At 62.0% G+C, this 21,055-nt stretch carries 20 protein-coding genes and 2 tRNA genes; 19 read left to right on the forward strand and 3 right to left on the reverse strand.

Translation table 11 applies throughout. From position 1 onward, the window contains the following. Window positions 1-2 precede the first annotated feature (2 nt). The 9 genes from CUR21_RS15065 (at window position 3) to CUR21_RS15105 (ending at window position 10,917) form a co-directional block, all read left to right on the forward strand. Window positions 3-77 (forward strand) — tRNA-Glu (locus tag CUR21_RS15065). An 85-nt stretch (window positions 78-162) separates the two neighbouring features. Continuing rightward, the gene (locus tag CUR21_RS15070; RefSeq protein WP_100197921.1) at window positions 163-633 is read left to right on the forward strand and encodes an OsmC family protein; all 471 of its coding nucleotides are present in this window, start codon (window positions 163-165) and stop codon (window positions 631-633) included. Window positions 634-736: 103 nt separating this feature from the next. Continuing rightward, window positions 737-2,350: a GMC family oxidoreductase gene (locus CUR21_RS15075; RefSeq protein WP_100197904.1), complete on the forward strand. Its 1,614-nt coding sequence runs from the start codon at window positions 737-739 to the stop codon at window positions 2,348-2,350. A 236-nt stretch (window positions 2,351-2,586) separates the two neighbouring features. Next, complete coding sequence (locus CUR21_RS15080; protein ID WP_100197905.1) at window positions 2,587-3,912, forward strand: site-specific integrase; 1,326 nt, start codon at window positions 2,587-2,589, stop codon at window positions 3,910-3,912. A 359-nt stretch (window positions 3,913-4,271) separates the two neighbouring features. Beyond that, window positions 4,272-4,457, forward strand: a complete 186-nt coding sequence (locus CUR21_RS15085) for an AlpA family transcriptional regulator (protein ID WP_100197906.1) — start codon at window positions 4,272-4,274, stop codon at window positions 4,455-4,457. A gap of 173 nt (window positions 4,458-4,630) precedes the next feature. Continuing rightward, window positions 4,631-5,515, forward strand: a complete 885-nt coding sequence (locus tag CUR21_RS15090) for a toprim domain-containing protein (RefSeq protein WP_100197907.1) — start codon at window positions 4,631-4,633, stop codon at window positions 5,513-5,515. Continuing rightward, on the forward strand, window positions 5,512-7,017 hold the full coding sequence (locus CUR21_RS15095; protein ID WP_100197908.1) for a YfjI family protein: 1,506 nt from the start codon (window positions 5,512-5,514) through the stop codon (window positions 7,015-7,017). The genes CUR21_RS15090 and CUR21_RS15095 overlap by 4 nt, the downstream gene beginning before the upstream one ends. 103 nt (window positions 7,018-7,120) lie before the next feature. Beyond that, window positions 7,121-7,375, forward strand: a complete 255-nt coding sequence (locus CUR21_RS15100; protein WP_157792037.1) for a hypothetical protein — start codon at window positions 7,121-7,123, stop codon at window positions 7,373-7,375. Between the two features lie 80 nt (window positions 7,376-7,455). Next, complete coding sequence (locus CUR21_RS15105) at window positions 7,456-10,917, forward strand: DNA methyltransferase (RefSeq protein WP_100197922.1); 3,462 nt, start codon at window positions 7,456-7,458, stop codon at window positions 10,915-10,917. 394 nt (window positions 10,918-11,311) lie between these two features. On the opposite strand, the gene CUR21_RS15110 is transcribed toward CUR21_RS15105, so the two are convergent. Both CUR21_RS15110 and CUR21_RS15115 read right to left on the reverse strand, forming a co-directional pair. After that, window positions 11,312-12,238 (reverse strand): ATP-grasp fold amidoligase family protein, encoded by a 927-nt coding sequence (locus CUR21_RS15110; protein ID WP_100197910.1) that lies wholly within the window; start codon window positions 12,236-12,238, stop codon window positions 11,312-11,314. 238 nt (window positions 12,239-12,476) lie between these two features. After that, window positions 12,477-13,832, reverse strand: a complete 1,356-nt coding sequence (locus tag CUR21_RS15115) for an IS1380-like element ISPme1 family transposase (RefSeq protein WP_012112698.1) — start codon at window positions 13,830-13,832, stop codon at window positions 12,477-12,479. 337 nt (window positions 13,833-14,169) lie between these two features. On the opposite strand from CUR21_RS15115, the gene CUR21_RS15120 reads away from it, so the two are divergent. Genes CUR21_RS15120 through CUR21_RS15130 form a run of 3 tightly spaced genes read left to right on the forward strand, consistent with a single transcriptional unit; the run spans window position 14,170 to window position 15,157 of the window. After that, a complete protein-coding gene (locus CUR21_RS15120) occupies window positions 14,170-14,445 on the forward strand; it encodes a hypothetical protein (RefSeq protein ID WP_100197911.1) in 276 nt (91 codons plus the stop codon). After that, on the forward strand, window positions 14,442-14,864 hold the full coding sequence (locus CUR21_RS15125; protein ID WP_100197912.1) for a DUF5681 domain-containing protein: 423 nt from the start codon (window positions 14,442-14,444) through the stop codon (window positions 14,862-14,864). The genes CUR21_RS15120 and CUR21_RS15125 overlap by 4 nt, the downstream gene beginning before the upstream one ends. Beyond that, the gene (locus tag CUR21_RS15130) at window positions 14,861-15,157 is read left to right on the forward strand and encodes a hypothetical protein (protein ID WP_100197913.1); all 297 of its coding nucleotides are present in this window, start codon (window positions 14,861-14,863) and stop codon (window positions 15,155-15,157) included. The genes CUR21_RS15125 and CUR21_RS15130 overlap by 4 nt, the downstream gene beginning before the upstream one ends. Window positions 15,158-15,255: 98 nt before the next feature. On the opposite strand, the gene CUR21_RS15135 is transcribed toward CUR21_RS15130, so the two are convergent. Continuing rightward, a tRNA-Ser gene (locus CUR21_RS15135) sits at window positions 15,256-15,345 on the reverse strand. A gap of 225 nt (window positions 15,346-15,570) precedes the next feature. Here CUR21_RS15135 and CUR21_RS15140 point away from each other — a divergent pair. The 7 genes from CUR21_RS15140 (at window position 15,571) to proB (ending at window position 20,996) form a co-directional block, all read left to right on the forward strand. Further along, window positions 15,571-16,467 (forward strand): hypothetical protein, encoded by an 897-nt coding sequence (locus CUR21_RS15140; RefSeq protein ID WP_100197914.1) that lies wholly within the window; start codon window positions 15,571-15,573, stop codon window positions 16,465-16,467. Window positions 16,468-16,655: 188 nt separating this feature from the next. After that, entirely contained in the window at window positions 16,656-17,111 is a 456-nt protein-coding gene (gene rplU / locus CUR21_RS15145; protein ID WP_100197915.1) for a 50S ribosomal protein L21, read from the forward strand. Window positions 17,112-17,123: 12 nt separating this feature from the next. Then, window positions 17,124-17,393, forward strand: coding sequence for a 50S ribosomal protein L27 (gene rpmA, locus CUR21_RS15150; RefSeq protein WP_100197916.1), 270 nt, complete (start codon window positions 17,124-17,126; stop codon window positions 17,391-17,393). Window positions 17,394-17,630: 237 nt separating this feature from the next. Continuing rightward, window positions 17,631-18,194: a GNAT family N-acetyltransferase gene (locus CUR21_RS15155; protein WP_100197917.1), complete on the forward strand. Its 564-nt coding sequence runs from the start codon at window positions 17,631-17,633 to the stop codon at window positions 18,192-18,194. A gap of 6 nt (window positions 18,195-18,200) precedes the next feature. After that, window positions 18,201-18,731: a GNAT family N-acetyltransferase gene (locus CUR21_RS15160; RefSeq protein ID WP_100197918.1), complete on the forward strand. Its 531-nt coding sequence runs from the start codon at window positions 18,201-18,203 to the stop codon at window positions 18,729-18,731. Window positions 18,732-18,858: 127 nt separating this feature from the next. Continuing rightward, window positions 18,859-19,881, forward strand: a complete 1,023-nt coding sequence (gene obgE / locus CUR21_RS15165; protein ID WP_100197919.1) for a GTPase ObgE — start codon at window positions 18,859-18,861, stop codon at window positions 19,879-19,881. Then, window positions 19,869-20,996 (forward strand): glutamate 5-kinase, encoded by a 1,128-nt coding sequence (gene proB / locus CUR21_RS15170; RefSeq protein ID WP_100197920.1) that lies wholly within the window; start codon window positions 19,869-19,871, stop codon window positions 20,994-20,996. Before obgE ends, proB begins: the two co-directional genes overlap by 13 nt. Window positions 20,997-21,055: the final 59 nt, after the last annotated feature.

Here is a 21,055-nt window from a genome sequence, read left to right on the forward strand (position 1 = left end):
GTGGCCCGTTCGTCTATCGGTTAGGACACCAGGTTTTCAACCTGGGAAGAGGGGTTCGACTCCCCTACGGGCTGCCACTTTTCCCTTGACCACAGATGCGGCCGGGCACCCATTGTGCTAGTAAGACCTATGGCGCTTTTGCGCGATTTGTGTGGGGTGCTCATGAAAACGCATGACTATACCAGCCGGATCATCTGGACCGGCAACACCGGGACAGGCACGCGCAGCTATCGCGGTTATGCGCGCAGCTGGGATATCGCCGTGCCGGGCAAACCGGTGGTGCATTGCTCGAACGATCCGCTGCTGGGCGGAGATCCGGGCCGGATGAACCCGGAGGATCTGCTGCTTTCCGCGCTCTCGGCCTGCCATATGCTGTGGTATCTGCATTATGCGTCCGAGGCTGGGCTGGTGGTGACCGCCTATGAGGACACCCCCCATGGCACGGGCGAGGTGGGGCCGGGCGGGGCAGGGCGCTTTGTATCGGCGGAACTGCGCCCGGTGATCACCTTTGCGCCGGGGGCCGATCTGGCGGCAGCCGAAGCGATTCATGCCCGAATCCCTGCGGTTTGTTTCATCGCCCGCTCGGTGGCCTTTCCCGTGCATCACGCGGCACATCACCAGATCGGGGAATAGCTGCGACATGAAATGTCGCGGAAGAGCAAGTGAGCAGGGCCGCCCGCGCTAGGGTGGCGGCTGGCCCTTGGCCAGACGCGTGGGGTGAAGGGATCGGGGCGGCATGGAAGACAGCGATTACATCATCGTCGGCGCAGGCTCGGCCGGCTGTGTGCTGGCGGATCGGCTTAGCGCGTCGGGCAAGCACAAGGTGACGGTGATCGAGGCCGGGGGCAGCGACCGGCGGTTTTACGTTCATTTGCCCTTGGGCTATGGCAAGCTGTTCTACGATCCGGCAGTGAACTGGATGTATAAGGCCGAGCCGGATGCAGGGCTTGCGGGCAACGCCGATCACTGGCCGCGCGGGCGGATTCTGGGCGGGTCGTCCTCGATCAACGCGATGGTCTGGATCCGCGGCCACCGCGCGGATTACGAAGACTGGGGGCAGGCCGCGCCCGGCTGGGGCTGGGATGACTGCCTGAGCGCCTATCGCGAGATCGAGCACAATGAGGCCGGGGCGGATGCGTGGCGCGGGCAGGGCGGGCCGCTGTTCATTTCGGCCAACCGGCAGGGGTTGCATCCTTTGGTGCAGGATTACATCGCCGCCTGCGGGGAGGCGGGCCTGCCCGAGACGCGAGATTTCAACGGTGCGTCCCAAGAAGGCGCGGGCGTCTATCAGATGACCATCAAGGGCGCGCGGCGCAACTCGGCCGCCCGCGCCTTTCTGCGCCCGGCGATGAAGCGGCCAAACCTGCGGGTGCTGACGCAAGCGCAGGTGACGCGCGTGCTGATCGAGGATGGCCGCGCCGTGGGGGTGGAACTGCGCCGCGGCGGGCAAACGCAGGTGCTGCGCGCCAAGGGGGAAGTGATTCTGTCGGGCGGCGCGGTCAACAGCCCGCAGCTGTTGCAGCTGTCGGGCATCGGTCCCGGCGCGCTGTTGCAAGGGTTGGGCCTGCCGGTGCTGGTCGACAACCCCAATGTCGGCGCGCATCTGAGCGACCATCAGGGCATCAACTACACATGGTCGATGCGGGTGCCGACCTATAATGACGTGCTGCGCCCGTGGTGGGGCAAGGCTTGGGCGGCGCTGCAATATCTGATGGGCGGGCGCGGGCCGCTGGCCAAGTCGATCAACCATGCGGGCGGGTTCTTCCGCACCGATCCGGCGCTCGACCGGCCCAATATGCAGCTTTACATGCAGGCATTTTCCACCCTGATCCCGCGCAATGGGGAACGCCCGATCCTGTCGCCCGACCCGTGGTCGGGCCTGTCGCTGGGGCTGTCGAACTGCCGCCCCACCTCGCGCGGAGAGATCCGGCTGGCCAGTGCCGATCCGCTGGCGCATCCGAAGATCACCGCCAATGCCTTTGCGACCGAGCATGACGTGACGGAGATGCTGGCGGCGGTGAAGATGCTGCGGCACATCGCGGCGCAGCCCGCGATGGTACGGCTGATCCGCGAAGAGCTGCGCCCGGGGCCGCAGATCACCTCGGACGCGGATCTGATTGCCGATTTCCGTGCGCGCTCGGGCACGGTGTATCACCCGTCCTGCACCTGCCGCATGGGGTCTGATCCTGCCACCAGCGTGCTTGACGCGCGGCTGCGCGTGCGCGGCGTGGCGGGGCTGCGGGTGATCGACGCCTCGAGCTTCCCCAACATCATCGCCGGAAACACCAACGCGCCCGCGATCCTGACGGGCTGGAAGGGCGCTGCATTCGTGCTGGCCGACAGCCGCTGACAGACCCGCCGGCGCAGGCGCGCCAGCTTGGCACCGCGAAACCACGCGAGGCTGGCCGGGCGGTATTGCACAACGATTGCATTGGGATGATGGCGGAGAGGGTGGCCGCCATCTTGTCATCCGCTTTGCTCCTTCAGATTCCGTTCAAGTCAATGAAATAAAGATATTTTGTATGCCACCTTGCCCGCTTTGATCCGCTGCGCTACGGTGCAATCCGTGAATTGAAGGGGGAATAAATGGGGGAAGAAAAAGCAGAGCCAAAACGGCGGGCGGCAAGCGTGCTGTCGGCAGCCAAGGTTAAAACGGCGGGGCCGGGCAAGTATCATGATGGCGGCGGGCTGGGTCTGATCCTGCGCGTCGATCCGAACGGCGCGCGCTTCTGGGTGCAGCGCATTACCGTTCACGGCAAGCGGCGCGAAATCGGCTTGGGCAGCCCGCCCGTTGTGTCACTCGCCGATGCGCGCGACGCAGCCCTTGCAAACAAGAAGCTGTTGCGCACCGGTGCTGATCCACTGGCCGAAAAGCGCAAGAGCAAGGAGAGCATCACCTTCGCGGAAGCTTGCGAACACTATATGGCTTCCAAGCTGGCCGAGTTTGATAACGACAAACACCGTAAGCAATGGCCTGCGACCCTGAACGCCTATGCCAAGCCTAAGATTGGGCACCTGCTGGTGAGGGCGATCACCACGGCGGACGTTCTGCGCGTTCTGGAACCGATCTGGAACGAGAAGAACGAAACCGCATCGCGGCTGCGCGGACGGATCGAAGCAGTTTTAAGCTGGGCCACGGTGGCGGGGCACCGGACGGGCGACAATCCGGCGCGCTGGGCAGGCAATTTGAAAGAACTGCTGCCAAAGCCTTCAAAGGTGGCTAAGGGCGACAATCAGCCCGCCTTGGCCTTGGGTGACGTGGCGCGCTGGTGGTCTGATCTGGAAAAGCGCGACGGCATGGCGGCGCAAGCCTTGCAATTCCTGACGCTGACGGCGGCACGATCTGGCGAAGTGCGCGGCATGGTTTGGGATGAAGTGAATCTGGACCCTGCTAACTCCGCTAATCCTGCGAAGCGGACGGGCCTTTGGACCATTCCGGCTTCACGGATGAAGGCAGGCCGGGAGCATCGCGTGGCGCTGACGCCCGAGGCTGTGGCGATCTTAGAGGCTATCCCCCGCATGGATGGCAGCCCGTTCGTATTCTTCGCCGCACGCGGTGGCGCGCTATCTGACATGAGCATTTCCGCCGTTATGCGGCGAATGCAGGAAAGCGAGGAAAAGGCAGGCCGCCCCGGCTATCTGGACCCAAAGAACAAGCGGCCCGCCGTGCCGCATGGCCTGCGCTCGACCTTCCGACAATGGGCGGCAGAACGTGGCTATCCGCGCGACATGGCAGAACTGGCGCTGGCGCATTTCATCGGCTCGGACGTGGAGCGGGCCTATCAGCGGTCAGATATGCTGGAACGACGGCGCGCGATGATGGCCGACTGGGGGTCTTTTTTGTGCAACAAGAAATCACAAGCCAATGTCATACAGATCGGGCAGGACAGCGCGCACGCTACAATGGGTTGATTTTTGAAGGCGATCTGCTGCGCACAGGTGCGGCGGATTGTCGCAGAGCGATCTACGAAAAAGAAGCCATTATCGGTAACAGTGTCAGATTTTGCGACAGAGACGCAATTTTAGGTTGCATTTCGCATTTCTGTCTAAAACCCCGTTGGCGCACTAAACCCTGCGAACACTTGTGACGCAATTCAAGCGGGGGTATTAGATGAACGTAGGCAACTGTCTGAGAATGAAAACAGCCCCCATCGGCGTTGCACCGCCTCAGGGGGCTGGGTGCGGAGATTGAACCACTACGCCCCTTCCTTTTCTTACAGAGCGTTCATTTACGCAAGCCGAAAATCGGACGTTAAGATAAGGGACAGCTAATGGCCGTTGAAATTTGGCGGAAACCGCGCGTGCTGGCGACGATCAGCATGGGCAACACTTGGCTTTATGGCGCTATCGCTAAGGGTGAATTCCCAGCCCCGATTAAGCTTGGGGAACGCGCGGTAGGGTGGCGGCGCGCTGATGTTGAAGCGTGGCTTGAGAGCCGCTCAAGCGACAACAACTAACCGGTGGAACATCTTGTTAGACCCCGCGCGCATTTTGGCGCGACGGGGGCAGCAAGGTCATGCCCTGCGATAGCGGGCGACTTTGTTAACGAGCACGCCAACCCTTACCTTTTGCGCGGGCGCGCTCGGGTGACTGTAGGGCAGATCACATTCGTTGCAGCACAGGTGGCGACATGACAGATGCGCGCGACCTGACAACGGCGCTGGGCGGGCGCTGGCATCGAGGCTACGGGGCTGCGCCTTGCCCGGTATGCCAACCTGAACGACGCAAGGGGCAAAACGCCCTGACCCTTGCGGATGGCCGCAATGGGCGGCTGGTGCTGGATTGCAAAAAATCGGCTTGCGCCTTTCTCGACATTCTAGCGGCAGCGGGGCTGCGTTCTGGGGACTACACGCCCCCCGATGCTGCAATCCTTGCCCAGCGCGAAGCCGAGGCGAAAGCCGCAGCCCAACGCAAGGCTGCACAAGCCAAACGGCTTTGGCAGGAGGCCCAGCCGATCACGGGCACGATTGCCGAAACCTATCTGCGTGGGCGCGGCATATCCTGCGACCTGCCCCCGACACTGCGTTTTCACGGCGCTTGCTGGCATGGGGCAACGGCGCGGCACAATCCGGCGCTTGTGGCGGCGGTGCAGGGTGCGGGCCTGCCTGCGGTGCATCGCACCTATCTGCGCCCCGATGGCTCGGGCAAGGCCGATCTGGACCCCGCAAAAGCGATGCTAGGGGCAACCGCTGGGGGCGTTGTCAGGCTTGCGGAAGGGCCAGCGCGGCTGGTGGTAGCAGAAGGCATTGAAAGCGGCTTGTCGCTTCTTTGTGGGCTTCTGGACGGGCCTGCAACGGTTTGGGCCGGGCTTTCAACCTCGGGCCTGCGCGGGCTGCGACTGCCCCCGCAACCCGGGCGACTGACTGTCGCTTGCGATGGTGATGGGCCGGGCCGTGAAGCTGCGCACGCTTTGGCGGAAAGGGCGCACGGCTTGGGCTGGCAAGTGGGCATTCTCGACCCCGGCACCGGGGCCGACTTTAACGACATTCTGACGGGAAAGGCGGTGGTGGCATGAACGCGAAGCCCCAAATCAATGAAGCCGCATTTGCACCCGAAGGGCCGCAACCACTCGTGCGCGAAATTGCCCCCGGTGCAGCCTTTCCGGTTTATGCGCTCGGGCCGCTGCGCCCGGCGGTGGAGGCGGTGCAGGGCATGACGCAAGCCCCGATAGCAATACCCGCGCAATCGGCTCTAGCTGTGGCGGCACTAGCTGTGCAGGGCTTCGCCGATGTGGAAACCCTTGGCGGCCCGCGCCCGACTTCGCTTTTCGCGCTTACGATTGCTCGAAGTGGCGAGCGCAAAAGCGCATGCGATGCACCCTTGATGGCACCGCTGCGCGCCCATGAGCGGGAACAAGCCAAAGCCCAGCGCGAGGAAATGGAACGCTGGCGCAATGCACAAGCGCTGTGGAAGGGGATGCGCGACAAAATATTGGCTGAAGCGAAAAGCGGCAAAGGTGAAAAGCGAACGGCGGCGCAAGCTGATCTAGAAGCGCTCGGGCCAGAACCCGAAGCCCCGCCTTCAGTTGACCGAACAGTGACTGAACCGACCTTTGAAGGGCTGACAAAGCTTTTCGCGTTTGGGCAGCCAAGTCTAGGGCTGTTCTCTGATGAAGGCGGCCAATTCTTGGGCGGGCATGCCATGAATTCGGAAAACCGTCAAAAGACGCTAGCGGCATTCAATGACCTATGGCAAGGCAACGCTATTCGACGCACGCGCGCTGGTGATGGGCACGCAACGCTTTATGGGCGGCGGTTGGCCGTGCATCTCATGGTGCAACCGGGTGTGGCGCGTAGTTTTATGGCTGATCCTTTGGCGGCTGACACAGGTTTTCTGCCCCGCTTCCTTCTTTGCGAACCGCCCAGCGCAATCGGAACGAGGATACAAGCGAACGCCCGGCGTGATGAAATGGCGCTTGCATTATTTGCCGGGCGGTTACGCACTATCCTTGAAGCCCAAATGCCGATGCAGCCAGAAACCCGTGAACTGCAACCGCGAATGCTGCAACTGTCACCCGAAGCCCGTGCCCTGCTGGTGGCCTTTTCAGACGCTATTGAAGTCGCACAGGCCCCAAATGGCAACCTGGCTCATATCACCGGCACAGCTTCAAAAACGGCGGAACAAGCGGCACGAATTGCGGGGGTGCTGACCCTTTGGCGCGATCTGGAAGCCCCAAAGGTTGAAGCCACTGATATGGCAAGCGCAATCGACCTTGCCCAATTCTATCTTTCCGAAGCGTCACGCTTGGCAAGCGCTGCACTTGTATCGGCTGAAATTGACCGGGCCGAGACTTTACGGAAGTGGCTATTGGAAAAATGGCCACATCCAGAGGTGACGACCCGCGATATTGTCAATGGTGGCCCAAACCAATTGCGCGAAAGCCCAAAGGCTCGGGCAGCGCTGGGCATTCTCGAAAAGCACGGATGGCTTATAAAATTGGAAAGCGGAACCATAGTGCGCGGGGCTAGACGGAAAGAGGCGTGGTCTATCGACAAGGGGGCGGGCAGTGTGGTTTGATCCACACGCAAAGTTGGCGGAAATCGCGGGGCAGCCCCCTGCGACTTTCGCGACCCCTGCGACACAAGCCCCGGCTGCGCCTTCTTTGTCGCAAATGTCGCAAGTGTCGCAACCCTCCACACCCAAAACACCAGAAACCATCACACTCGCGCGGGCCGATGGGCTGGCCCCGGATGCGGGCGCATATCTTGACCGTTTGCGGCTGCACGGGCCAGCGACCTATGGCGCGATGGCAAGCGCTATGGGTTGGGGTGCCACGCGGGCTTGGCAGGCCGAAGCCAAGCTGCGCGCGGCAGGGCTGGTGCGGCTGGCACAAGATGGGCGGGCCGAACCGATCCCCGGCAAAGGAAATTCTTGATCCTGCATGCCTTTGGTCGCTATCCCTGTGATTGAACACGGCGCGCGCATCGGTGCGGCCATCAGGGAACGGTGCCGCTTTTGCAGATTGAAGACTTCATTTCCCGCTGGAAATCATCAGGCGGCAGCGAACGGGCAAATTTTCAGACCTTTGCGAATGAACTGACCGACCTGCTGGGCGTGCCAAAGCCTGCGCCTGCTACGGAAACCACCCGCAAGAATTCCTATTGCTTTGAACATTCTGTGACCTTCATTCACACGGGCACCCAGTCGCGCGGTTTTATCGACCTGTATCGCGCTGGGCACTTTGTCATGGAAGCCAAGCAGGGCACTGGGGGCGACGCGGCACCAGATGACGCCCAGCCCGCCCTGTTGCCCGATCTGCCCGCCCACGCCCGCAAGGGCCATGGTGCGCGCGGCACAAGGCGCTGGGATGACACAATGCTGCGCGCCCGCAATCAGGCCGATGGCTATGCCCGTGCCGTTTCGCGCGATGATGGCTGGCCGCCCTTCCTGCTGATTGTGGACGTGGGCCATGTGATCGAGGTTTACGCCGATTTTTCCGGCCAAGGCCAAGGCTACACCCAGTATCCCGATGGCAACCGCTACCGCATCACCATGGATGACTTGCGGGATGAAAAGACCCGCGAACGCCTTCGCCTGATATGGACCGATCCGCACGCGCTCGACCCGTCCAAGATCAGCGCCCAAGTCACCCGCGAAGTGGCAGACCGTTTGGCAGCGCTGGGCCGATCCTTTGAAGGCCAAGGCCATGAACCCGAGGCGGTGGCCCGCTTTCTGATGCGCTGCCTGTTCACGATGTTTGCCGAAGATGTGGACCTTATCCCGCGCGCCAGCTTTTCCGATCTGCTCAAACGCCTGCGCGGGCATCCGGCACATGCGGCCCCATCGCTCAAGGCGCTGTGGGAAACCATGAACACGGGCGGCTTTTCCACCGTCCTGACCACCGATCTGAAACGCTTCAACGGTGGGCTGTTCAAACAGGCCGACGCGCTGCCGCTGTCGGAAATGCAGCTTTCCCTGCTGATTGATGCCGCCACCCGCGACTGGCGCGAAGTGGAACCCGCGATTTTCGGCACCCTTCTGGAACGCGCGCTGGACAAGAAGCAGCGCCACAAGCTTGGTGCGCATTACACTCCCCGCGCCTATGTCGAACGCCTTGTGGTGCCCACCATCATCGACCCTTTGCGCGCCGATTGGCGCGACGTGCAGGCGGCGGCGGTGGCGCTGGCCGCACAGGGGCGCGAGGATGAAGCCCGCGATACAGTGCGCGCTTTTCACGCCCGCCTGTGCGAAATTCGCGTGCTGGACCCGGCCTGTGGATCGGGCAACTTCCTCTATGTCGCCCTTGAACTGATGAAGCGCCTCGAAGGCGAAGTGACCGCCCTTCTGGCCGATCTGGGCGAGGATCAGGGCGCGCTGTCGCTTGCGGGCCATACCGTTGACCCGCACCAATTCCTTGGCATCGAATTGAACCCATGGGCGGCGGCGGTGGCCGAACTGGTGCTGTGGATCGGTTATCTGCAATGGCACTTCCGCACCCATGGCAAGGCATCCCCCGCCGAACCCGTGCTGCGTGACTTCAAGAACATCGAAAACCGCGATGCGGTGCTGACATGGGCGGGCACAAAGCCCCGGCTGGATGATGCGGGGCGGCCTGTGACGCGGTGGGATGGGCAGACCACTATCACTCATCCCGTCACCGGCGAACAGGTGCCAGACCCGGCGGCGCGGGTGGCGGTGCTGGATTATCTGAAACCGCAAGCGGCGAAATGGCCCGAGGCGGAATACATCATCGGCAACCCGCCTTTTATCGGCCTTAGAACTATCCGACAATCGTATGACGACGGTTACTTAGAAGCACTACGGGCCGTTTATCCTAAAGTGCCGGAAAATGCAGATTACGTGATGTATTGGTGGGAAAAGGCGGCACTTGCTGCACGCGGCTGGAAACCCGCCACCGACAAGACCCGCGCAAAGGGCACCCGCCGTTTTGGACTAATAGCGACCAATTCCCTGCGCCAGACCTTTAACCGCAAGGTGCTGGAACCCCATCTGTCAGACCCGAAAACCCCGCTGTCCCTGACCTTTGCCATTCCCGATCACCCTTGGGTCGATGCAAGCGATGGGGCGGCGGTTCGAATAGCTATGACAGTGGCCGAGGCGGGTAAGGCACTTGGGCAGCTGGGCACGGTAGCCGATGAACGCAAAGGCGAATATGAAGCCGAGGGACGGCCTGTGCGGTTCCAAATCGAAAAAGGTAGGATTTTCGCTGATCTGCGCATTGGGGCGGATGTGGTCGGAACAAGCGAGCTTAAAGCAAACGGCGGCCTTGGCTGTGTCGGCTTTCAGTTAACAGGACAAGGCTTTCTCCTCTCTCCCAGCCATGCCGCAAAAATTGCGGAAATTGAGCCGCGCTCGGAAGCGCATTTGAAACCTTGGATCGGCGGACTCGCGATCCAAAGGTATGCGGAACCCAAAATAGCGATTGATGTCTGTGGCTTATCGCTTGATGAATTGCGAACGGATTTTCCCCTAATTTTTCAGCATCTAAAGGACACGGTGTGGCCTGAGCGAAGGGAAAACACCCGAAAGTCGGTAAGGGAACACTGGTGGGTATATGGTGAAGCTCGAAATACCTTCCGGCCTGCTCTAGCTGGCCTAGAGAGAGTTATTGTTACCTCTCTTACGGCGGCGCAGAGGATTTTTGTCTTCACTCCCGCCAAAACTATAGCTGACAGCACAACGGTAATGTTTGCTTTGGATGATGCGTTAGCAATGTCTGTTTTATCTTCACGCTACCACGTTGTCTGGGCTTTGGGTGCGGGCGGCACATTGGAAGACCGCCCCCGCTATAACAAATCCCTTTGCTTCGACCCATTCCCCTTCCCTGACCCCACCGACGCCCAGAAAACCTACCTGCGCAGCCTTGGCGAGCAACTAGACGCGCATCGCAAGGCCCAGCAAAAGGCCCACCCCAAGCTGACCCTGACCGCGATGTATAACGTGCTGGAAAAACTGCGCGCAGGCGAACGGATCGAAGGCAAGGATCGGGAAACCTATGACCAAGGGCTGATCGGCATCCTGCGCGATCTGCACGACCAGATTGATACGGCGGTGGCCGAGGCTTACGGCTGGCCCGCCACCCTGACCGATGATGAAATCCTGCACCGCCTTGTGGACCTGAACCGCACCCGCGCCGCCGAAGAAGCGCGCGGCCATATCCGCTGGCTCCGCGCCGACTATCAGAACCCCGCAGGCCGCGCGGCGGTGGCCAAGGGCGAACAAGCTACCATGGATATTGGCCCGACCGAATCCACCGCCAAAGCCCCATGGCCCAAAACCCTGCCCGAACAAATCGCCGCCGTGCGCGGTGCCCTTGGCGACCTTGGCACCGCCACCCCCGAACAAGTGGCCCGCCAATTCCAACGCGCCCGCGTAACATCGGTGCAACCCCTTCTGGAAAGCTTGGCGGCGCTGGGCCAAGCCCGTCTTGTCGAAGGCGGCAGGTTCGCGGCATAGGGCAAGTCTGATTTTGAAAGGCTGACAGATGTTTATTTTCAGGGTGATCAAGACATTCGCCTTCATCGCTATTCTTGGCGCGATGTTGCATATTGGCTTGGGACTGTTTGTCGCTTTCAGCATTGAAGACACAAAAGCCATGCAAGCCCGGACGCCCCATCTGCGACACTCGGCGCGCGGGCCGGTGCCGTCACCGTCAAACATCGATGCAAGGCCGCAAGGCGCCCCTACGAAACCATTACCCGATCTAAGAAAAAAGGGGGGCTTGAAGCCCCCCCTCTCAACTCACTGGATGACCTGCGGCTCACACGATCGCGCCGTGTGCGTCCCGCCAGTTTGTTTGCGCCGTCCAGCTCTCAGGCCTATTGATCGTCGCGCCCCAGAGAGTGCGCGCTCAGCCCACTATCCGATCGTGAAGAAGCGTGGCAACGCGCGCCGCGCCGCCAACACCGCGAAGCCGGCCCGCTTTTGCATCGTCCCACAGCGTGCCGAACAACCCGTCGTATTGTTTCGGACGGAACCTTCCAAAGCCCGCGTCTGGCGCAAACGTCACCTCTCCAAACCGAGGCCCATCAGGCAGATCGAAGAAGTCTACCCGCACAAAGTCCATTCCGTTACCGACGCGCTCCGCAGCCGAAAGGATGTCGGTAAGGTGCTTGGGACGCGGATGATGATCGCGCTCAAGCGGGTACTCAACCTCTAGCGCCAGCTTCTTCCAGTTCGCATCGTAGTAAGCACGCGTGTGGCGCTTGAAGCGGTTCGTATCTACCTGAACCAAAAGCGCCTGCCCCGAAAACACAAACACCTTGTAGTCTGGCAGGTCCTCCTGCGAAGAGCCGATGAGCGGCTCCACGAGCAACTGGCGTTCAATCTGGTTATACCATGACTCGCAAAGGTATTCCGGCCAGTCCTGCTTTAGCCAGTTCTCGGTCAGCGCCTCTATTTTTGGCCAGTCCAGATCTTCCGGTTTTCGCACGAAGTAGTTCATCGCGCTTCCGTGGTTTGCCTTGATCACAAAGGGAATGGGCCACGTGCGCTCGGACAAAGCGGGCAAACGCGGGCCGTGCCACAGCGTCGGGATAACAAACTCTTCGCCAAGAGCCTGAGCGATGAGATGCTTGACACGCACCTTGTCGGTCCACCCAACCTTTTCGGCATGGTTTTCGGACAGCTTCATTGCGGCGATTTTTTCGGTGAATTTGTTCGGGCGAGCCAGATTCGGCAAGCCATGATGAGCCCGCGCATACCACAGGCGGGTCTTCCACGCGGGCCGACCCAACGAGACGACAGCGTCAAATAGTCCATTTAACGTTTTTTTCATCAGTTTCGGAACCTAAACCGACATTCTCCAAGTGGCCTGCCGCTTGACTTCAAGATCGCCTGATTTTGCTCGCTGGGCAAGCGTTTTTCGCCCCGAGCGGTGTCTGTCGTCGCGCAAACGGCCGAAGTCGGGTGGATCAAGCCTCGAACCCGCAGCATTCTGGCCCGGCAGAGCCGCTTTTCCGCGCGGCAGACGGACCTGTCCTGCCGCTTTCGTTCAGCTTGGGCATGGATCGTGGTCATGCGCATGACGGAGGCGTTCGAAGACGGCGGATGGCGGCAAGGACGGCCCGCACCATCGGGCCGGTGACGGCGACCTCGGCCAACTGGAAGGTAATGGCGCGGGCGTGGCGGACGACGCGGGCGCCGATCTTGATCAGCTTGAGTTGCAGGCTGGTCAACGACCAGTCCGCCATGGCCTCGGGCAGTTCGATGCAGCGCAGGAAGGTTGCCAGGTTGTAGGCCAGCGCGTGCAGTTGCAGCCGCACCTCGTTGTGCCGGAACTTCCGGCATGACAGCCGCGTCCAGCGAAAGGCATATTTGCCTTCCTTGATGTGCTGCTCTGCGGTGCCGCGCTGGTTGTAGAACCTCACCACCCAGTCTGGCTCCATCGGCAGGTTGGTGACGATGAAGCCGACTTTGGGGAACAGCTCGCCCGGATGCCATTCGATCTTGGCGATGACGCGGCGCGGCTTGTCCCAGGACGCCGCCTGATACTCGAAGTCCTCGAAGAACCGTTTGACCTTGGTCAGCGAAGGCCGTCCCACGGGCCGTGTCAGCCGATGCGCGATCTTCTCGCGCAAGACGGCGTTGGCGGGCAGACGGATGGCGTAGAAGAACCTGGCTTCTTCCAGCCGCATATAGATCGCGGGGATCGCGTAGGCAGCGTCGGCCCGGAAGAAGCGTCCACCAAGGTCGCGGCCAGCATATCGGGCAATGACGGGATCAAGGACATCCCGCCAGCCATCGGCGCTGTGGACATTGCCGTTACGCAGGGCGCAGCGCTCCAGCATGCCAAACTGGTTGAACAAGAAGATGGGGTGATAGCAGGTGCAGTCGAAATGCCCGTTCCAGGCAGCACCTTCCTGATCGCCGTGGGTGGGGCTGACCGAGCTGTCCATGTCCAGCACGATGTATTTCAACCCGTTGCGGTCATGAAACCGGTCGATCCATTGGCCGTTCAGATCGGCCAGCGCCGCCCGGTTCGCGGCCAGAGCCAGCGTCTCGGTCTCGAACCGTCCCATCTGCGATGCCGAAGCAGCTTGCGCCTCGACGGCCCTGCCGCCAACGACCTGACGCATCACGGGATCGAGGGCCAAGCGGTCGGCATCGTTCACATCCTCGTATCCGGCCAGTCGTCCGAACACCGATTGCCGGAACAATCCGTCAAGCCGATGGAGCGTGTTCTTCCCGGTGCGGCTGTCTCGCAGCGCCTCCGACGCCAGATTGGACAGGCCGAGCACGTCATCAAGCTCGCGCATCACCAGCAGGCCACCGTCTGAACTGATCTGCGCACCACGGAACTCCAGACGCACACGGCGGTCGAAATCAACCCGATCTCCCCGCGCCAAGCCCGCACCCTCCAGGTGATCCATGAAACGCGCCCCTCGCAGCCGTCAACGCCATGATTTATATGCGAAATATCACGATTACGACAGCGAAATCAGCGACTTACTTGGAGAATGTGGGGCAAGAGGCCGCGCGCCGCTATCTTGGGGCGAGAAGCAGCGGCCAAGCCATCGACCAAGGGTTAGCGGCCCCTGTTTGACGCTCTCATTTTTTGGATGGTCGCAAGAATTGGGCAAAGTGTGACGGCGAAAGACAATCGCCCGCACCAGACGCAGGCTTGACCGCGAAAGCTTTGTGAAATCCGCAACCTCATAGGCTACCGTCCGGCGCAATTTGTGATAATATAACACAAAGGGGCATCGCATGGCACAGCTGGGCGCACGGATCACAAAACTGGAAGCCACCCGCCCAAAATGGCGGGCGTGCCGCTTTGACCCTGAAAGCCTGTCACCACGCGCCCGCGATGCGCTGGCAGAGGCTTACGGTGCGACCCTGAATTCAGACAGCCCCAGCGCCTTTCTCGACACCCTGCGCGATCATCTGGCAGCGGCACAGGGGCCGGATGGGCTGGACATGGAAAAGCTATCCACCGCCGATCTGGAAGCGCTGGTGGCACTTGGCGAGGATTACGCCCTATGACCCGTAACTGCGGACGCAATACGGATGGCACCTTTGGCCCCGGCAACCCCGGCAAACCCAAGGGGGCGCGCCACAAGGCCACCACGGCGGCGCTGGCCTTGCTGGATGGGCAGGCAGAGGCCTTGACGCAAAGGGCCATGGAAACCGCGCTGGCGGGCGATACAACGGCGCTGCGCCTGTGTCTGGACCGCATCGCCCCACCCCGCAAGGATGCGCCCGTGTCTTTCACGCTTCCCCGCATGGCAAGCGCCAAGGACGCGGCAACGGCAGCGGCGGCGGTGCTGGACGCGGTGGCGCTGGGCGATCTGACCCCGAACGAGGCCGCGCAGATCATGGGCCTGATCGAAACTTACCGCCGAACGCTGGAAACCTGCGATCTGGAAACCCGCGTTGCAGCACTGGAAGCCGGGGCCGCATGACCCTGCGCACCCGCCTTGTCAAGCTGGAAGCCAAAAACGCCCCGACTTTAGAAGGGCCGCGCGTCATCATGTTCAACGCCTGCTGGCGCGACGATGACGACAATCTTCAAAGCATTGGCCAATTTGCAAAGGTGCTGACCGGCGCGGGCTGGGAAACGATCACCCGCGCGACCGACGAACCCGACGCAGAGTTTCGGCTTAGGGCCGAGACAATGGCGGGCGATGCACAGGCCGGAAGCGCTTGGGCAATGGCTGCACTGCGGCGCAAACATGCACCGCTTGATCCGGCATGATCCGGCAAAAAACGGGGGCATCCGCGTTCACGAGGGGGAAAAATTGGGGGAAGCTCTTTTAGCTTTCCTTTTAGGATCAATTACTTAGGCGTGATAATTGGCGGAGAGGGTGGGATTCGAACCCACGGTGGGCTTGCACCCACTCCGGTTTTCGAGACCGGCGCGATCGACCACTCCGCCACCTCTCCGTGTCTGGTGCGGTCTTAGTGGCGCGGTTCCTATCTGCCCTTTCGCGCGCTTGCAAGCCCCCTTGCGCGCAAAAACTGTCGGTTGTGCAAAGTGTTTCGGCAAAGGCAGCGGCAAACCGCTTCGGCAAAGGACTGCCGTTCACGCGGGCGTGCTGCGCCTTGGCTTGGCAAGCGGGCCCGGACTCACTAGCTGTTTGTGAAACCATGTTCTGTGACAGGCCCGCCATGTCTTACCCTTCGACCCTTGCCGTTCTTGGATTGACCGTCGCCCTTGGGCTTGGAGTCGGGGCGGCGCCGGTCGCCGTTGCGCCGGGCTGGGCGCAAAGCGGCGCAGAGCAGGCGGCGCCTGCCGTGGATCCGGCGCGAATCTCGGCGCTGACCGAGACCTTGCGGATGGGCGATGTCTTCGCCGTGATGCGCGAGGAAGGGCTTGCGTATGGCCGGACGCTCGCGGCCGAGATGTTTGCAGATGACGGTGGCCCGCAATGGGACTCTGCTGTGTCGCTGATCTACGATGCCGATACGATGCGCAGCCGCTTTGAGGCCGCCCTGACCGAGGCACTGGCAGGGGCAGGGGGGAATTTGAGCGCGATCGAAGGATTTTTCGGTTCGGCGCAGGGGCAGGCGATCTTGCAGCTGGAGGTGGAGGCACGGCGCGCCCTGCTGGAAACCGAGATCGAGGATGCGGCCAAGCTTGCGTGGGAAGACTTGCAGGCCGAGGGCGGCGCGCGTGTCGAGAAACTGACCCGCTTTGCGGCGACCAATGACCTGATCGAGTCGAATGTGATGGGGGCGCTGAACGCCAATCTGGCCTTTTACCGCGGCCTGTCTGAAAACGGCGGGTTTCCGCAGCCGATGAGTGAGGACGACATGCTGGCCGATGTCTGGGGGCAAGAGCCGGACGTGCGGGCGGAAACCGAGGATTGGCTTTTCCCGTATCTGATGCTGGCATATCAGCCGCTGGCCGAAGAGGATCTGGACGCCTATATTGCCTTCTCTGAAACCGCTGCGGGAAAGACGCTGAACGCCGCATTGTTTTCGGCCTTTGACAAGGTGTTCACCCAAATCTCGTATGATCTGGGACGGGCTGCCGCGGGGCAGATGCAGGGGCAGGATATCTGACGCCACCGCGCTTGACTTTGGGCGCATTTCCCCTGATAAGCCCGCATCCCGGCAAAGATGCGAATCTTGGCCGGGTTCCATATTTGCAATGACGCCCTTTACCGGGCGCGCTGTCCGAAGGCGGGGCTTGCCCCACGCAACACCCGTCACGGGGGCCGCAGGACGCGGGTAACGAAAAGGAAAGACCCATGTTCGCGGTCCTCAAGACTGGCGGAAAGCAATACAAGGTGCAGGCAGGCGATGTTCTGCGCATCGAAAAGCTTTCGGCAAATGCTGGTGACAAGATCCAGTTCAACGACATCCTGATGGTCGGCGGCGAGTCCGTGACCGTGGGTGTGCCCTTTGTGGCGGGCGCTGCGGTTCAGGCCGAAGTGATCGCACAGATCAAGGGCGAGAAGGTCATTCACTTCGTGAAGCGCCGCCGCAAGCATTCGTCGCAGCGCACCAAAGGCCACCGCCAGCACCTGACGCTGGTGCGCGTGACCGAGGTTCTGGCCTCGGGCGCCGAGAAGTCGGGCGTTGCAGCCGCCACCGGCACTGCCGATGCGCGCCGCACTGCCCATAATGCTGCGGCCGCTCCGGCTGCCGAAGCGCCCGCCAAGCCCAAGCGCGCCAAGAAGGCCGCTGAAGCTGCTGCTGAATAAGGAGTAGTATCCATGGCACACAAGAAAGCAGGCGGCTCATCCCGCAACGGCCGCGACTCGGCCGGTCGTCGTTTGGGCGTGAAGCTTTTCGGCGGTCAGCACGCCATTCCGGGCAACATCATCGTCCGTCAGCGCGGCACCACCTGGTTCCCGGGTGAAGGCGTTGGCATGGGCGTTGACCACACCCTGTTTGCGACCGTTGAAGGCAAGGTGACGTTCAAGAAGGGCCTCAAGGGCCGCACCTTTATTTCGGTTCTCCCGGTCGCGGAGGCAGCCGAGTAAGCCGAACCTTTACATGTGATGTGTAAACGGGGGATCGGCCGAAAGGCCGGTCCCCTTTGTATTTTCCGGGTGTTTTCCGGGATGTGCTGGTAAATGTTCACTCTTTTGCCATCAAGGCTTGGCAAGGTGGCCCTGCGCCCCACTTCCGCAGTGGGTGGGCCATCGGGCAGATTGGGTGCAAAAGTTAGTCTTGCGGGGCCATGTTCGGCCCTTCATGCGCTTCGAAGGAGGGAAGCCATGACATTGGACGCCATCGCCGCAACGGCGGCACAGGCTGTGATTGACGCGGGCCGTTTCATCTTGCGCCCCGTGCGCAAATCGGATGCCGGTCTGTTTGCCCTTTATGCCGGGGACCGGCGCGTGGCGGAAGCGACGCGGTCGATCCCGCATCCGCTGCCGCCCGGTGCCGCTGACGGATTCGTGACCCGCGCCATCAAGCGCCCACCGGATGAGGATATCTGGGTGATGGATGGCACCCAGTCCTCGCTGCCGGAAGTGCTTGGCGTGATCAGTCTGAAACGGATGGATGTGGCGAAATACAACCGCGACCAGTCTGAGGTTGGCTATTGGGTCGCCCCTGCCTTCTGGAATCTCGGAATCGCTTCGGCGGCGGTGCAGGCCTTGGTGGCTGCCAATCCGCAGGCCAACCGCACGATGTTTGCAGAGGTGTTTCAGGACAATCCGGGCTCGGCCCGGGTGCTGACGAATGCGGGCTTTCAATATCTGGGCGACGCCGAAACCTTTAGCGTGGCACGCAATGCCCGGGTCCCCACCTGGACCTATATCCGCAAGCTTGACTAGACGCGGATGGGACAGGCCTCCGGCATCTGGCTACAGACGGCGCGGCTTCGGCTGCGCCCGCTGTCGCTTGGCGATGAGGCGGGCGTTCTTGCAGGGCTGAACGATCCTGAAATTGCAAGCTGGCTTGCGACCACGCCTTATCCCTATCCGGCCGCGCATTTCCGCGATTACGTTGCCACTGCCCCTGAGGGCGAAACCTTTGCCATCCATGATGCCGAGGGCTTTGTCGGGCTGATTGGCGGCGGGGCCGAACTGGGCTTTTGGATCGCGCGCAAGGCGCAAGGCCGGGGCTATGCGGTGGAGGCGGCGGTGGGCCTGCTGCATGCGGTGTTTGAGTTCTATCCCGGCCCGGTGACTTCGGGCTATTTCGTGGGCAATGCCCCCTCGGCCCGCGTGCTGCACAAGCTCGGCTTTGCCGAGTTGGGGCAAAGCCAGAAATTCTGCCGCCCCTTGGGTCAGGATATGGCGCATGTGGATATGATCTTGCCCCGCGCGGCTTTCCTTGGGCTGCACCCGCGCGCGCCACTTCCGGGCTGAAGGCAAGGCCGTTTCCGCTGTCGCCTTGCCCTTTCCGCCACGCCTGCTTGAGGTGTGGACGCCAATCCTGTATCGCCTATTCACCTGCGCCTGTCGCATTCCCCTGTTTTTCTGAAAGCCTGATGACATGAAATTCCTCGACCTCGCCAAAGTCTACATCCGCTCGGGCGGCGGCGGCGGCGGCTGCGTGTCGTTCCGGCGTGAAAAGTTCATCGAATTCGGCGGGCCGGATGGCGGCGATGGCGGCAACGGCGGCTCGGTCTGGGTGGAGGCGGTTGAGGGTCTGAACACGCTGATCGACTTTCGCTATCAGCAGCACTTCTTTGCCAAATCGGGTCAGCCCGGCATGGGCAGCCAGCGCACGGGCAAAACCGGGGAAGACATCGTGCTGCGGGTCCCCGTTGGCACCGAGATTCTGGATGAGGATGAAGAAACCATCATCGCCGACCTGACCGAGGTGGGGCAAAAGGTGATCTTGGCCCAAGGCGGCAATGGCGGTTGGGGCAACCTGCGTTTCAAATCCTCCACCAACCGCTCGCCCGCCCGCGCCAACCCGGGGCAAGAAGGGGTGGAGCGCACGATCTGGCTGCGCCTCAAGCTGATCGCCGATGCCGGGCTGGTGGGCCTGCCCAATGCGGGCAAGTCCACGTTCCTTGCCGCCGTCTCGAACGCGCGGCCCAAGATCGCCGATTACCCTTTCACCACGCTGATCCCCAATCTGGGCGTGGTGGGCATTGATGGCGCTGAATTCGTGATGGCAGATATTCCGGGCCTGATTGAAGGCGCGTCCGAAGGCCGGGGGCTTGGCATGCAGTTTCTTGCGCATGTCGAACGCTGCAAGGTGCTGTTGCATCTGGTGGATGGCACCTCGTCCACCATCACCAAGGATTACAAGACCATCGTCACCGAGCTTGAGGCCTATTCCGATGTGCTGGGCGACAAGGCGCGGATCGTTGCGTTGAACAAATGCGATGCGATGGACCCCAAGCAGATTTCAGACCGCCGCCGTGCGCTGGAAAAGGCCAGCGGCGGCCCGGTGCATGTGATCTCGGGCGTGGCGGGCAAAGGCCTGCAAGACGTGTTGCGCGCGATTTACGGCCAAGTGCAGGGTGAGGCTCCGGAAGAGGAGGCTGGCCCGTGGCAGCCCTGACACCCCTGACGGCGCCCGATGTGCGCGCCGCCAAACGGCTGGTCATCAAGATCGGCTCGGCCTTGCTGGTGGACCGGGCGACCGGGCTGAAGCAAGGCTGGCTGTCGGCTCTTGCCATGGACGTGGCAGAGGCCAAGGTGCGCGGCACCGATGTGGTGCTGGTCTCTTCGGGCTCCATCGCCTTGGGGCGCAAGGTGCTGGGCTTGGGCGATGGCGTGCTGACGCTGGAGCAAAGCCAGGCCGCCGCCGCCGTGGGGCAGATCCGGCTGGCGCGCGCCTATGAAGAAGTGCTGGCTCCGCATGGCATCACCACCGGGCAGGTTCTGGTGACGCTGGAAGACACCACCGACCGGCGGCGCTATCTGAACAGCCGCGCCACGATGGAAACCCTGTTGGGGCTGGGCGTGGTGCCGATCGTGAACGAAAACGATACCGTGGCCACCGATGAAATCCGCTTTGGCGACAATGACCGGTTGGCCGCGCAAATCGCGGTGACGGTGGGGGCCGATCAGCTGATTTTGCTGTCGGATGTCGATGGCTTTTACTCGGCCAACCCCAAGGAAGACCCGACGGCGCAACGCTTTGATCTGGTGGAGCATATCACGCCGGAGATCGAGGCGATGGCGGGCGATCCGATTTCGGGCCTGTCCAAAGGCGGGATGAAGACCAAGCTCTTGGCCGCGAAAACCGCGATTGCCGGGGGCTGTGCGATGGCGATCATGGAAGGCTCTGTCCTGCGGCCGCTGTCGGCGTTGGCCAAGGGGGCGCAGCGCACCTGGTTTGTGGCGCAGGCCGATCCGCAGCTGGCGCGCAAGCGCTGGATCAATGCGATGAAACCGCGCGGAGAATTGGTGCTGGATGCCGGTGCCGTATCGGCGCTGCGGGCGGGCAAATCCTTGCTGCCCGCCGGGGTGACCCGGGTTTCGGGCAGCTTCGGCCGTGGTGAGCCGGTGTCGATCCTGTCGCCTGAAGGCGTGGTGCTGGGCAAAGGGCTGGTGCGCTATACCGCCGAAGAGGCCAAGGCGATTGCCGGGCACCGCTCGGGCGATATTGCCGGTATCCTTGGCTATCAGGGGCGGGCTGCGCTGGTTCACAGAGACGATATGGTGATCTGATCCCTGGCCGCCGGGGGGGCTGTCTGCCCCCCCGGACCCCCCCGAGGATATTTATGAAC

It is taken from the genome of Pseudorhodobacter sp. MZDSW-24AT (assembly GCF_002794355.1).
GTDB lineage: Bacteria > Pseudomonadota > Alphaproteobacteria > Rhodobacterales > Rhodobacteraceae > Pseudotabrizicola.

Bases quoted from the DNA above. Each gene is read 5' to 3' on its own strand.
- CUR21_RS15070 (WP_100197921.1), top strand. From the start codon at position 163: ATGAAAACGCATGACTATACCAGCCGGATCATCTGGACCGGCAACACC.
- CUR21_RS15075 (WP_100197904.1), top strand. From the start codon at position 737: ATGGAAGACAGCGATTACATCATCGTCGGCGCAGGCTCGGCCGGCTGT.
- CUR21_RS15080 (WP_100197905.1), top strand. From the start codon at position 2,587: ATGGGGGAAGAAAAAGCAGAGCCAAAACGGCGGGCGGCAAGCGTGCTG.
- CUR21_RS15085 (WP_100197906.1), top strand. From the start codon at position 4,272: ATGGCCGTTGAAATTTGGCGGAAACCGCGCGTGCTGGCGACGATCAGC.
- CUR21_RS15090 (WP_100197907.1), top strand. From the start codon at position 4,631: ATGACAGATGCGCGCGACCTGACAACGGCGCTGGGCGGGCGCTGGCAT.
- CUR21_RS15095 (WP_100197908.1), top strand. From the start codon at position 5,512: ATGAACGCGAAGCCCCAAATCAATGAAGCCGCATTTGCACCCGAAGGG.
- CUR21_RS15110 (WP_100197910.1), bottom strand. From the start codon at position 12,238: ATGAAAAAAACGTTAAATGGACTATTTGACGCTGTCGTCTCGTTGGGT.
- CUR21_RS15115 (WP_012112698.1), bottom strand. From the start codon at position 13,832: ATGGATCACCTGGAGGGTGCGGGCTTGGCGCGGGGAGATCGGGTTGAT.
- CUR21_RS15120 (WP_100197911.1), top strand. From the start codon at position 14,170: ATGGCACAGCTGGGCGCACGGATCACAAAACTGGAAGCCACCCGCCCA.
- CUR21_RS15125 (WP_100197912.1), top strand. From the start codon at position 14,442: ATGACCCGTAACTGCGGACGCAATACGGATGGCACCTTTGGCCCCGGC.
- CUR21_RS15130 (WP_100197913.1), top strand. From the start codon at position 14,861: ATGACCCTGCGCACCCGCCTTGTCAAGCTGGAAGCCAAAAACGCCCCG.
- CUR21_RS15140 (WP_100197914.1), top strand. From the start codon at position 15,571: ATGTCTTACCCTTCGACCCTTGCCGTTCTTGGATTGACCGTCGCCCTT.
- rplU (WP_100197915.1), top strand. From the start codon at position 16,656: ATGTTCGCGGTCCTCAAGACTGGCGGAAAGCAATACAAGGTGCAGGCA.
- rpmA (WP_100197916.1), top strand. From the start codon at position 17,124: ATGGCACACAAGAAAGCAGGCGGCTCATCCCGCAACGGCCGCGACTCG.
- CUR21_RS15155 (WP_100197917.1), top strand. From the start codon at position 17,631: ATGACATTGGACGCCATCGCCGCAACGGCGGCACAGGCTGTGATTGAC.
- CUR21_RS15160 (WP_100197918.1), top strand. From the start codon at position 18,201: ATGGGACAGGCCTCCGGCATCTGGCTACAGACGGCGCGGCTTCGGCTG.
- obgE (WP_100197919.1), top strand. From the start codon at position 18,859: ATGAAATTCCTCGACCTCGCCAAAGTCTACATCCGCTCGGGCGGCGGC.